Raw genomic sequence first — 12998 nt, 5'->3', positions numbered from 1 at the left:
GAACCTGAAATTTTGAAATCTTGCAAACGATTGATAGTGTGTTCACTTGCTGCAATCTTATTATTGATTCCATCAGTTTCTTTTGCAGCAGACTCAAACATCTCAGTTAAATTGTCAAATTATATTGGAAATAAATCTAGCATCAGTCTATCGCCAACAGGATTTTATAAAGTAACTGGAGATAATGTTGCTGTTACGGATCGTTTTGCAGGCGCTTCACGATACGAAACTGCGACTCTTGCATCCAACAGCCAGTGGAAAAATCCTAATACAGTGATATTGGTGAACCGAGATATTTTTATTGATGCATTGCCTGTTATTCCATTGGCGAAAAAACTGAACGCACCAGTTTTATTTACTCAGCCTGACACGTTAACAAAAACTACTGAAAGACAAATTGCTAAGTTTAACCCTGATAATATTTTAATCATTGGGGGAGCGCGAAGCATTTCAAAAGATGTAGAAAACAAGCTGAAATCATATGGCGCTGTGAAAAGGATAAGCGGAAAAAATAGATATGTCTTATCAGAAAATATTGCAAAGCAAATGGGCAGCTATGATAAAGCGATCGTTGTAACCGGAAGAGTATTTCAAGACGCTTTAGCCATTGCTCCATATGCAGCAGCACACGGATACCCTATTTTGCTTACAGAGAAAGACAAGCTTCCGGATTATAATTTGCCAAAACAAGTCATCATTATAGGCAGTTCATTTAGCGTCAGTGATAGTGTAGAAAACCAAATTAAAAAAACTTCAACTGTGCAAAGGATTCCTGGATCAACCAGATATGAACTTACGGCAAATATAATTAAGCAACTAAAGTTGAAGGCTGATAAAGTCGTAATGACGAACGGGACAAAATATGCAGACGTACTGATAGGCGCTTCGCTTGCCTCGAAGAAAAACAGCCAAATTTTATTTATTAAACAAGATAGCGTTCCGGCTGCGGCTAAAAGTATAACGAAAGATAAAGCCACATATGCATACGACTTTATTGGAAGTACCAGTTCAATTTCTGCTGAAGTTGAGAATTCACTTGCTGATGAATTTTATTTAGCTGACGGTAGCACCTATAATCTAAAAATCAACAGCGGAAAATTAAACCTTGAAAACATCAAAACTTACGGAAACTCCCTAAGAATTAAACCAGAAAACTATTCTACTTCAAACAGAATTAGTCTTGATGGAAAGCAGTATCTTGGCACGGTTAATTTCTCTATTGAGTCTACTAAATATATCCGACCGGTAAATGAGAATATTCCATTTGAGGATTACTTAAAAGGAGTAATTCCGAATGAAATGCCTGCTAGCTGGTCACTTGAGGCTCTTAAAGCACAGACTGTCGCTGCAAGAACCTACTCAATAACAAAAACAGGAACTACTGTACCTGATACAACCGCTTTTCAAGTTTATGGTGGCTACAGTTGGAATTCGAATACCAATAAAGCGGTAGAGCAAACGAAGGGGAAAGTTCTGAAATATAATGGATCTCTTATAACTGCAGCTTATTCTTCCAGTAATGGTGGTTACACAGAAGCTAGTAATGAAGTGTGGTCATCAAGTGTACCTTACTTGATTGCAAAAAAAGATACAAAGGATCCTCAAATAGGCTGGACGCTTACTTTGTCAAAACAACAGCTAGATACGAAATCTTTGGACTTAACGAAGCCTTCTTCTTGGTGGTCTTCAGCGACTGAAACTGATTCTGCAAGACTTTCCGGAGTTAAGAACTGGATCTTGAAAAATAAAGAAACAAGCGCTGATTCTGTCAAAATTGCAAGTATTGACGATTTAAGCTTTAGTGGAACGACACAAGGGCAGCGTGCAAAAACAGCATCGATGAAAGTGAAGTATTTTGTTAAAAGCAGTACTGGCTCCTATAACTTGAGCAAAATTACAACCATTAGTGTACCAACAAGTGAGTTAAGAACAATGATTGGAGCGACTGTATTTAAAAGTACTTATGTGACTGTAAAAAAAGATACTTCAAAGTACACAATCAGCGGTAAAGGATATGGTCACGGGATCGGAATGAGTCAATATGGAGCAAAAGCAAGAGCAGAAGCTGGAGATTCATATAGTTCAATTTTGAAATTTTACTATCCAGGTACAACTCTGACAAGTTATTGATTATTTTAGGATATAACGCCATTTAAGGAGGAAATCAATTGCGTTCTTATATAAAAGTCCTAACAATGTGTTTTCTGGGGCTCATACTTTTTGTGCCAACAGCTTTGGCCGATAATTCAGTGAAAAGAGTCGGGGGAAGCAATAGATACGGCACTGCTGTACAAATATCAAAGCAAATGTATTCAACAGCAAGTACAGCTGTAATTGTTGGTGGGAGTTCCTATGCAGATGCTATTTCAGCAGCACCCCTTGCTTACCAGAAGAATGCGCCATTGCTTTACACTAATTCTGATAAGCTTTCATATGAAACGAAAACAAGATTGAAAGAGATGCAGACTAAAAATGTAATTATTGTAGGCGGAACACCTGCTGTTTCATCTAACACTGCTAACCAGATTAAAAGTTTAGGGATAAGTATTAAACGAATTGCAGGAAGCAACCGTTATGATACGGCTGCACGGGTGGCAAAAGCGATGGGTGCGACTTCAAAAGCTGTTATTTTGAATGGCTTCTTATATGCAGACGCTCCGGCCGTCATTCCTTATGCAGCGAAAAACGGGTATCCAATTCTTTTTACAAATAAAACATCTATAAATAGTGCGACAACGTCTGTGATAAAAGATAAGGGAATTTCGAGTACCGTTGTTGTAGGAGGCACTGGAAGTATCAGCAATACGGTATACAACAAGTTACCTTCTCCTACAAGAATTAGTGGTTCAAACAGATATGAGCTTGCTGCAAATATCGTACAAAAACTTAATTTATCAACAAGCACCGTATATGTAAGCAATGGATTCAGCTACCCTGACTCTATTGCAGGAGCTACACTGGCAGCTAAGAAGAAGCAATCTCTTATCCTTACAAATGGTGAAAATTTATCTACAGGAGCCCGTAAAATTATTGGAAGTAAAAACATGTCAAACTTTACGATTATCGGAAACACTCCTGCCGTAAGCACCAAGGTTGCTAATCAGCTAAAGAATCCAGTTGTAGGTGAAACAATCTTTATTGATCCGGGTCACGGTGATCAAGATTCAGGAGCAATCGGCAATGGACTCCTTGAGAAAGAAGTCAACCTTGATATAGCGAAAAGAGTCAATACAAAGCTAAATGCTTCAGGTGCTCTTCCAGTACTGTCAAGATCTAATGATACTTTTTATTCTTTACAGGAGAGAGTAAATAAAGCAGCTTCTGCACAAGCAGATTTATTTATCAGTATACATGCAAATGCTAATGATAGCTCATCACCAAATGGAAGTGAGACGTACTACGATACAACATATCAAGCTGCAAATAGCAAGAGACTGGCTGAACAAATTCAACCAAAGTTAGCGGCTAATCTTGGAACGAGAGACCGGGGAGTAAAAACAGCTGCTTTCTATGTTATTAAATATTCTAAAATGCCGAGTGTTTTAGTTGAAACTGCCTTTATCACTAATGCATCAGATGCAAGTAAATTGAAGCAAGCGGTTTATAAAGATAAAGCTGCACAAGCTATTCATGACGGCACAGTATCTTATTACAGATAATCGAAAGAGACAAATCTAATCACAGATTTGTCTCTTTTTTATATGAAATGATTAAAACAAATAGGACTTGTATATAAAATAGTAAAAGAGTATTAACAACATTTATCAGAAAAAACACGTAATTCACACTTCTTAACATACCATTTACATCCAATTAACATCCGTCTGCTAAACTGACTGGCATAGGTCATCATAACATCCCAAACAAATCGTGAGGTGTGTGTCAGTGAGTGCAGAGAAAAGCATGAATGTGAGTCGTGAATTCTCAGTTCAGCAAATACATTCTTTTACATTATCTGAAAAGACGGCTCGTTATTTGGCAATAAAGCGCGTAATGGATATTTGGTTTGCGCTCATTGGGTTGGCGATTGCGCTGCCAATGATTGCGGTATTTTCAATTTTGATTTGTTTGGAGACGCCGGGGCCTGCCATTTATACGCAGGAACGCGTAGGGAAAGGCGGGAAACCATTTAAGCTTTATAAGCTTCGTTCCATGAAAATAGATGCCGAGAAGTCTGGGGCGGTTTGGGCACAGAAGCAAGATCCGCGGGTGACAAGGATCGGAGCTTTTATCAGAAGAACGAGAATTGACGAGCTTCCTCAGCTGTTTAATGTGCTGAAAGGCGATATGAGTATGATTGGCCCTCGTCCGGAACGGCCCGTATTTACGGAAAAATTCCAGAATGAGATTCCAGGCTTTACACAGCGTCTGGCTGTTAAACCGGGATTGAGCGGCTGGGCTCAGGTGAACGGCGGTTACGATATGACGCCGAAGGAAAAGCTGATATTTGATTTATATTACATTCGCAATCTGACTTTCACTTTAGAATTAAAAATTATGTTAAAAACTTGTAAAGTAGTTTGGACGGGTGATGGTGCAAGATAAAACAGAATGCCATTATTCACCATCAATCTGAGCTTAAAAAGAAGTAGGGAATATGATGCCAAGTATTACAAAACAAATCATGAGCGGTGCAAAGTGGACAAGTATTTCAACCATGTGTATTACAATCATACAAATTGTTCAGTTTGCCCTGCTTGGAAATATGATGACCTTAACAGAATTTGGGCTTGTCGGCATGATCACAACGGTTACAGTTTTCGCCCAGATTGTGCTCGATATGGGTTTTGGCGCAGCATTAATTCAGAGAGACGACGCGACGGAGCGCCAGCTGTCAACATTGTATTGGCTTAACATTATGACGGGCGTTTTGCTGTTTGTTCTTTTATATGTGAGCAGTCCTGTCATTGCGGGATTTTATCAAAGAGAAGAGCTGGTGTTTCTGGTTCGGATTCTGGCGATTATGTTTTTGATCGCGCCAATTGGACAGCAATATCAGTATATGCTGCAAAAGCAGCTGCATTTTAATACGTTAAGCAAAATAGAGATTTTTTCAAATGTATTGTCATTCGGATATTTAGCGATAGCGGTTTTTATGATGGATGCGATTTTGGCGTACGTGATTTCTCAAGTCCTGCTGCAGTCCAGTAAAGGGATTTTATATTGGGCTGTATACCGAAAAAAGTGGCATCCTGCTTTTGTTTTTGATTTGAGAGGCATGAAGGATTTCTTTTCTTTTGGAGCCTTTCAGCTTTCATCCCGTCTTGTGAACAGACTGGGAGCAAATATCGACATGATTTTGATCGGCCGGTTTATTGGTGCTGAAGCATTGGGGATTTATAACCTCGCTTATCAGATTGTCACCATTCCGGTTTTGAAGATCAATCCGATTGTCACACGGGTGGCATTCCCTGTTTTCGCAAAAAACAAATATGAAAACAGCGTGATCAGAGAAGGCTTTCTGAATATGACAAAAATGCTGGCGCTTGTTTCGTTTCCGCTGCTAATCGGGCTCGTGTCTGTGTCAGACGCCTTTATCACAGCGGTTTTCGGAGAAAAGTGGCTTGCTGCTGTTCCGATCCTAAATGTTCTGGCGATTGTCGGAATACTAAGAGTGCTCATGAATCCAAATGGATCTGTGTTGCTGGCTAAAGGAAGAGCTGACTTAGCGTTTTATTGGGATTCCGGCGTGCTGCTGCTGTACGGATTATCACTGTTTGCAGCTGTACAGACGGGAAGCCTGCTGACAGTCGCATGGGTGTATGCCATTATCAGCGTTGTTAATTTCCTTATTGGGCGCTGGCTTTTGGCATATGTCATCAAGCTTAACCTTTCAGCTTATTTCCAGTCGATTATGAAGCCATTTCTGATTACTGCGGCGATGGGCATCATCGCGTTTGGTGTAAGCCTCAGTACCGAACACTTCAGTATGCAGGCAGAAATGCGGCTGGCCATTTCAGTTGCAGCCGGGGCGCTGTGCTATCTCTTTCTTTTGGTAAAAGCGTACCCTCAAACGAAAAACAAACTACTAAGAAAAGGACGTTTGTCATGAAGATTTTGTGGATCACAAGCGTATATCCGAGCAGTATGAAACCCGGTGAGGGTGTGTTTCATGAGACACAGGTGCAAGAGCTGCAAAAACTCGGGCTTGATATCACTGTGATATGCCCACGGCCTTTTCATTCAGCGCCTGTCCGCATGCTGAAAAAGACATATCGAAAAAAGGATGCCAGACCGGAGTATGAGATTAGAAAGGGAATACCGGTTTACCGGCCTTTCTATCGGGCAGTTCCCGGCCAGCTGAAGTGGGCGCAGCCTCATCGGAGAATCGCATCAGCCGTTTTAAAAACCATGAAACAATGCGACCTATATCCGGATCTGATCCATGCGCATTTTGCCATGCCATCGGGCGGGGCTGCGGCAGTCGTGTCAGAGTCAGCGCAAATTCCTTATGTCCTGACCTTGCATGGCAGTGATGTGAATGTCTATCCGCATTACAGCAAAGGTGCGTTTAAAGCCTTCAAGCGTGCCGTAGGTTCTGCATCAGTTGTTTTAGCAGTCAGCCACAAGCTTCAGGAAGAAGCCAAAAAGCTTTCGGGCTTTGACAGCTCGGTTTTGCCAATCGGCATACAGCTCAGCCGTTTTCAGGAGAATGAGGAGACGAAAGAGGAAATCAGAAAAAGACTCGGACTCCCGCTCGATCAGCGTCTGGCTGTCTATGTCGGCCGGCTGGTCAGAGAGAAAGGCATTTTTGAACTGTCTGAAGCGATCGAATCGCTGCAGGACTCTCCTAAGGCAGTCTTTGTCGGGGATGGTCCCGCAAAATCGACGCTGACGCAGAAGGGGCATATCGTCACAGGCCAAGTGCCGAATCATCAGGTAAGAGACTATTTACTTGCGGCAGATCTATTTGTACTTCCTTCTTACAGTGAGGGGATGCCGACTGTTGTGATTGAGGCGCTGGCGCTAAGGGTTCCTGTTATTTGTACGGATGTTGGCGGAGTGTCGTCTTTGTTCGGAAAGCACCAACATCTGCTGATTAAACCGAAATCCGCTCAAGCCTTGGCAGAAGCGATCACTCGGTACGAACATGAGCAAATATGGAAGCCGGAAGTAGCAGATGACTTGTATGAAACCGTGCAGGCTCAATTTGACGCAGGAAAAAACGCCAAGGCCTTGCATCATCAGTATCAGACGGTCACGAAAACATCCGTTTAATCATAAGACACTGCGACCATTATAAATAGGAAGATCATTTTACAGGAGAGGGTTGAGCGCTGTGAAAAAAATAGCTGTCATTGGAACAGGTTATGTAGGACTCGTATCAGGCACTTGCTTTGCGGAGATTGGCAATAAAGTTGTTTGCTGTGATATCGATGAATCAAAAATCAGAAGTCTGAAAAATGGGGTAATCCCAATCTATGAACCAGGGCTTGCAGACTTAGTTGAAAAAAATGTGCTGGATCAGCGCTTGACCTTTACGAACGATATCCCGTCTGCCATTCGGGCCTCAGATATTATTTATATTGCAGTCGGAACGCCTATGTCCAAAACAGGTGAAGCTGATTTAACGTACGTCAAAGCGGCGGCGAAAACAATCGGTGAGCATCTTAACGGCTACAAAGTGATCGTAAATAAAAGCACAGTCCCGGTTGGAACAGGGAAACTGGTGCAATCTATCGTTCAAAAAGCCTCAAAGGGGAGATACTCATTTGATGTTGTATCTAACCCTGAATTCCTTCGGGAAGGGTCAGCGATTCATGACACGATGAATATGGAGCGTGCCGTGATTGGTTCAACAAGTCATAAAGCCGCTGCCATCATTGAGGAACTTCATCAGCCATTCCATGCTCCTGTCATTAAAACAAACCTAGAAAGTGCAGAAATGATTAAATACGCCGCGAATGCATTTCTGGCGACAAAGATTTCCTTTATCAACGATATCGCAAACATTTGTGAGCGAGTCGGCGCAGACGTTTCAAAAGTTGCTGATGGTGTTGGTCTTGACAGCCGTATCGGCAGAAAGTTCCTTAAAGCGGGTATTGGATTCGGCGGTTCATGTTTTCCAAAGGATACAACCGCGTTGCTTCAAATCGCAAAATCGGCAGGCTATCCATTCAAGCTCATCGAAGCTGTCATTGAAACGAACGAAAAGCAGCGTGTTCATATTGTAGATAAACTTTTGACTGTTATGGGAAGCGTCAAAGGGAGAACCATTTCAGTCCTGGGATTAGCCTTCAAACCGAATACGAACGATGTGAGATCCGCTCCAGCGCTTGATATTATCCCAATGCTGCAGCAGCTGGGCGCCCATGTAAAAGCATACGATCCGATTGCTATTCCTGAAGCTTCAGCGATCCTTGGCGAACAGGTCGAGTATTACACAGATGTGTATGCTGCGATTGAAGACACTGATGCATGCCTGATTTTAACGGATTGGCCGGAAGTAAAAGAAATGGAGCTTGTAAAAGTGAAAAGTCTCTTAAAACAGCCAGTCATCATCGACGGCAGAAATTTATTTTCACTTGAAGAGATGCAGGCAGCCGGATACATTTATCACTCTATCGGCCGTCCCGCTGTTCGGGGAACGGAACCCTCTGACAAGTATTTTCCGGGCTTGCCGCTTGAAGAATTGGCTAAAGACTTTGGAAGCGTCAATTTATAAAAAGAAAAAGTGTTACTTGGTTGAAGCTGCCGGCTGCTAGGCTCGGCCGCCGGCTCCTGAAACATCAGGAAAGGGGTTAAACATGTGAGTATCAAACGATCAGCGGTCCATACGCTAGCGTTACTGACCGCTGCTATATTTGGAGTCGTCCTATTGCTGGGAGCCATCCATAAAGATATAGGTTTCATGCAGATGGCTGCTGTGCTTGCGGTGTTGGCAATTGGCCTGTTTTTACTGACGCTTGCAACCGCATTTACAACAAAAGAACGGCTCTTTATGGCTGTAATCTATATTTTGATCGCCTGCACTTTTTTAAATAATGCATTTTTCGCTATTCATCTTGGATTTTTCAGTTTGTTCCTTTACCGGCTTCTGCTCATTGCAGCGGGTTGCCTTCATATTTTCGGCATGGTTCGGAATCGAACCCATATTGAAAGATGGCATGGGCTGCAAGTAAAAGGGATTTTACTCTTTTTCGCCTTTTGGTTTATATATGGCCTTGTTTCTCTGCTGTGGGCCAAGTCGGTAACAGTTGGCCTCAAGTATTTAGCCTTATTGGCAATGGGAATTTTCTTCATTTATCTTATTGTCATGTACGTGCAAAAAATGGAGCGGCTGATGATTATTTATGCCATTTGGCTGGTGATGACGGTATTTCTGATGATCATTGGTTTTTACAATCATATCACCCACCATCATCTTGCGAGTTCCACATTGTACAGCGGACCGGAGTATAAGCAGCATTATCCGACATCGGTCTTTTTTAATCAAAATGACTTTGCGACCTTTTTATCCATCAGCTTCTTTTTTTACATCACGATGATGAAAAACATTAAGAATGGATACATCAAGGCGGTTGGCCTTGTGCTCTCGCTCTGTGCGTTGTATTTAATTTTTGCCACTGGTTCAAGAGCCAGCCTTCTGGGCATTTTTGCAGGTATTGCTGTCTACATCTTCATTGTATTGCCGCCTGTTTTAAAGAAAATGGCTATATGGCTGTCGGCGGCGGGAATTGCTCTTTTCGCAGTTCTTTTCGCCAGCAAAATCTATTCAAAGTTTTGGGAGCTGTTTCTGGCCCCGCAGACGCTGCATTCATTTCATGACAGGCTTCCATCAAATGTGGCTCGGGCAAATCTGCTGAAAAACGCTTGGCATTTTTTCCTTGATTCATACGGATTCGGAGTCGGGGCAGGAAATGTATCCTATTATCTTGAGCATTATGCTGTATATGATACTGACAATGTGGCAGAGGTGCATAACTGGCTTGTTGAAATTCTGGCTAATTTTGGCTTGTTCATCATGCTGGGATATCTGTCCATTTATGCCTACCTCATATGGGTGTTTTACAAGTTTTATGAAAGAAAATTAGAAAATCAGTCAAAACTGATCACAGAAGGACTTATTACCGCTATGGTCAGTTTCCTGGTATCAAGTATCAGCCCAAGCTCTGTTTCAAATTTATTTTTCCATTGGGTGTTTATGGCGCTCGTCATCGCAGCCGTGAATGTGTTAAGGCGATCCAGACAAATGCCTGAGCCGATGTACAGATAAACAGACTACAAAAAGCAGGGAGACTTATATGAACGATATATTGATAAGAATAGCCCGTCGCATAAAAAAAAATATCATTTGGATCATAGCGGTGCCAATTATATTAGGTGCGGCGGGGTATATCCTGCCGTCACAGATCGCTGATCAAAAGAGCTATACAGCTGAAGATACTTTGGCTGTGGGGAGCTATGATCATCCGGTTTATAACAGCACAGAAGAGATTCCGCTTCTGCTAAAGAGCGACTCTTTTTTGAAGGAGGCGCTTCCTGATGAAAAGGATGAAGATGTAGCAGAGATCAAAGAGAAGCTTACAATCAAAACGGAATCCAAATCGTTACTGACTTTAAGCTATAGTGACGAGGATAAGGATAGAACGGAATCTGTCTTAAACGCCATATCCTCCACCTTCCTCAAAAATGATCAAAAGCTGTATGCAGAAAGAGAAGCCGTCATCCGCAGCAGCATAGACGCGCTTGAAGGCGAGTCGGTGAGCGAGGATTCCAAAGTGGATAAAGAGAGATTTTTATATGAACTCAAAAACACACAGCTTAACCTGAAAGCGGCAAGTGTTACTGATTCCGAAACCGTAAGTGAGACAGCAGGCGGCGGTATGTCTCCGAAAAAGAAAGCAGTTCTCGGCGTTATGATTGGCCTTACGATTGCCTTTATGTTCGTTGTCATTCCTGAATTTTTCAGAGAATCCTTTTAAAATCATACGATGGAGATGTGATCATGACCAATTGGAAACCTCTCGTATCTGTCATTACACCTTCCTATAATGCGCGTGACTATATTGAAGACACGGTTCATTCGGTATTAGATCAGAGCCATCCTCATTGGGAAATGATTATCGTGGATGATTGCTCAACGGATGGGACCCGCGACATTTTACAGCAGTATGAAAAAATAGACGAAAGAATTCATGTGGTGTATTTGGAAGAGAACTCCGGAGCTGCGGTTGCTCGCAACAAAGCGTTGGAACGCGCTCAAGGGCGCTACGTAGCATTTTTGGACAGTGATGACAAATGGAAAAAAGACAAACTGGAAAAGCAGCTTGAGTTTATGATGGAGCGCTCCTGTGCGTTTTCTTTCACGGGCTACAGCTTAATGGCGCAGGACGGGACCCCACTCGATAAATTTATTCATGCGCCGGAAAGCCTGACGTACGATGACGCCCTGAAAAATACAATTATCGGCTGCTTGACGGTGATGATTGACAGGGAGCAAACGGGACAGATCCAAATGCCGAATATCAGAACGAGACAGGACTTAGCCACATGGCTGTCTCTTTTAAAAAAAGGATTTACTGCCTATGGAATGAATGAATGCCTGGCTGAATATCGGCTTGTCAATAACTCAATTTCCAGCAACAAATGGAAGGCTGCGAAAAAAACGTGGTTTGTCTACAGGGAGATCGAACGGCTTCATTTTATGAAAGCAACATGGTGTTTTGTTCAATATGCAAAAAACGCGGTGAAAAAAAGATTATAGCCGCAAACAGAGAGAAAAGGTGATGAAGGTGGAAACAAAAGAAGCAATCATTCATGTCATCGTTGCCACTGCTGAATGGGGAAAAGACCAATTGAGATACAGAAGGCACCGGCTGGCAGAATTTTTAGCTGCTCAGGAGGAAACGAAGGAAGTTATTTGGGTATGCCCGGCTCCGCGTGCCCAAGGGAAAGAGTTTCAGGAAATCCATTCTGGCATCAGGCAATTCGCTGTCAAAGACCTGCTGCAGAAAAAAATGTTTCGTTTCGGACGATATACAGATGTCTTTTACAGACATAAGCTCTCCCCATTACTCGATGAGCTTACACCTGCTTCTGCAAACGGTGAACGCTGCTGTTTATGGTACACGTTTCCTGGATTCCCGCTGCTGTCTTCGCTGTATCCTTGGGATCAGGTCATTTATGACTGCAGTGACTTATGGGCGGCGCCGATCAGCGGCCGATCAAATCTGCTGTCTGAATTCCGGCGAAAAGTCATTAAAACGGCAGAGCTGAGAATTATACAACGAGCAGATTCAATAACCTGTTCATCAGATTATCTTCACAAGGAAGTAGACAAAAAACTGACTGCAGGACGAGAAAAGGTTCATACAGTGGAAAACGGTGTGGAGTATGAGCTGTTTTCTGCAAATAAACAAGCTCCCGATCGCAGTATACTGCAGGGGAGAGAAGGAACAGTGTTAGGTTTTATCGGCGGAATTAAACCGAAGCTCGATTTTAAAATGATTGAAGAAGCCGCCCTGCAAAAGCCTGATTGGACATTTTTATGGGTTGGCCCGGATGCCACCAATGGTGACGTTTCGTTTCAAGAGCTGCTGAGGCTTCCAAATGTCATATGGACCGGCCCGGCGGATCCGAAAGAAGTTCCGCATTTTATGGAGCTTATCGACATTGGCATCATGCCTTATAAAAAATCACCGTATAATCAAGCTGTGTTTCCACTGAAACTATTTGAATTTTTAGCGGCAGGAAAACCTGTCGTCGGCTCTAATCTTCCGTCAACCTCAAAAATGCAAAAGCCGTATGTATACGAATATGTAGAAGGTGATCATCCAATTGATTTTATAGCAGCTTGTGAAAAAGTTCTCGAACAAAACGGAGACGAAACCTATAAAGAAATGCGCCGAAACATCGCTCGCACACAAGATTGGAATTGCTTATTTAGACAAATTATGAAATATACAGGGATTCAAAAACATGCGTAGTCCTATAAATTGGGATGCGCGTTTTTTGATTATACGTGTTTCTTTTTGATGAAGCTTGTTATAATAACT

Annotated in this window: 10 protein-coding genes; all 10 read left to right on the top strand. The window is 42.4% G+C overall.

The annotated features are described in order from the left end of the window. Positions 1–12: 12 nt before the first annotated feature. The 10 genes from MHB62_RS18445 (at position 13) to tuaH (ending at position 12929) form a co-directional block, all read left to right on the top strand. Positions 13–2130, top strand: coding sequence for a SpoIID/LytB domain-containing protein (locus MHB62_RS18445; RefSeq protein WP_015714810.1), 2118 nt, complete (start codon positions 13–15; stop codon positions 2128–2130). Between the two features lie 38 nt (positions 2131–2168). Further along, on the top strand, positions 2169–3659 hold the full coding sequence (lytC, locus tag MHB62_RS18440; RefSeq protein ID WP_014478142.1) for an N-acetylmuramoyl-L-alanine amidase LytC: 1491 nt from the start codon (positions 2169–2171) through the stop codon (positions 3657–3659). A 226-nt stretch (positions 3660–3885) separates the two neighbouring features. Next, positions 3886–4545: a sugar transferase gene (locus MHB62_RS18435; protein ID WP_003242561.1), complete on the top strand. Its 660-nt coding sequence runs from the start codon at positions 3886–3888 to the stop codon at positions 4543–4545. Between the two features lie 55 nt (positions 4546–4600). Next, positions 4601–6052, top strand: a complete 1452-nt coding sequence (gene tuaB / locus MHB62_RS18430) for a teichuronic acid biosynthesis protein TuaB (RefSeq protein WP_015483771.1) — start codon at positions 4601–4603, stop codon at positions 6050–6052. Beyond that, positions 6049–7218 (top strand): teichuronic acid biosynthesis protein TuaC, encoded by a 1170-nt coding sequence (gene tuaC, locus MHB62_RS18425; RefSeq protein WP_019712701.1) that lies wholly within the window; start codon positions 6049–6051, stop codon positions 7216–7218. Before tuaB ends, tuaC begins: the two co-directional genes overlap by 4 nt. A 61-nt stretch (positions 7219–7279) precedes the next feature. Then, positions 7280–8665, top strand: coding sequence for a UDP-glucose 6-dehydrogenase TuaD (gene tuaD, locus MHB62_RS18420; RefSeq protein WP_032722841.1), 1386 nt, complete (start codon positions 7280–7282; stop codon positions 8663–8665). Positions 8666–8749: 84 nt separating this feature from the next. After that, positions 8750–10216: a teichuronic acid biosynthesis protein TuaE gene (gene tuaE, locus MHB62_RS18415; protein ID WP_032722617.1), complete on the top strand. Its 1467-nt coding sequence runs from the start codon at positions 8750–8752 to the stop codon at positions 10214–10216. Between the two features lie 28 nt (positions 10217–10244). Next, positions 10245–10925 (top strand): teichuronic acid biosynthesis protein TuaF, encoded by a 681-nt coding sequence (tuaF, locus tag MHB62_RS18410; RefSeq protein WP_017695313.1) that lies wholly within the window; start codon positions 10245–10247, stop codon positions 10923–10925. Between the two features lie 23 nt (positions 10926–10948). After that, on the top strand, positions 10949–11707 hold the full coding sequence (tuaG, locus tag MHB62_RS18405) for a teichuronic acid biosynthesis protein TuaG (protein ID WP_003242619.1): 759 nt from the start codon (positions 10949–10951) through the stop codon (positions 11705–11707). A gap of 28 nt (positions 11708–11735) precedes the next feature. Beyond that, positions 11736–12929 (top strand): teichuronic acid biosynthesis protein TuaH, encoded by a 1194-nt coding sequence (gene tuaH, locus MHB62_RS18400; protein WP_080287643.1) that lies wholly within the window; start codon positions 11736–11738, stop codon positions 12927–12929. Positions 12930–12998 lie beyond the last annotated feature (69 nt).

The sequence above is a fragment of the Bacillus sp. FSL K6-0255 genome, from assembly GCF_045040725.1.
Lineage (GTDB): Bacteria > Bacillota > Bacilli > Bacillales > Bacillaceae > Bacillus > Bacillus subtilis.
This window is presented reverse-complemented; position numbering and strand designations above follow the sequence as displayed.

Bases quoted from the DNA above. Each gene is read 5' to 3' on its own strand.
- tuaB (WP_015483771.1), top strand. From the start codon at position 4,601: ATGCCAAGTATTACAAAACAAATCATGAGCGGTGCAAAGTGGACAAGT.
- tuaC (WP_019712701.1), top strand. From the start codon at position 6,049: ATGAAGATTTTGTGGATCACAAGCGTATATCCGAGCAGTATGAAACCC.
- tuaF (WP_017695313.1), top strand. From the start codon at position 10,245: ATGAACGATATATTGATAAGAATAGCCCGTCGCATAAAAAAAAATATC.
- tuaG (WP_003242619.1), top strand. From the start codon at position 10,949: ATGACCAATTGGAAACCTCTCGTATCTGTCATTACACCTTCCTATAAT.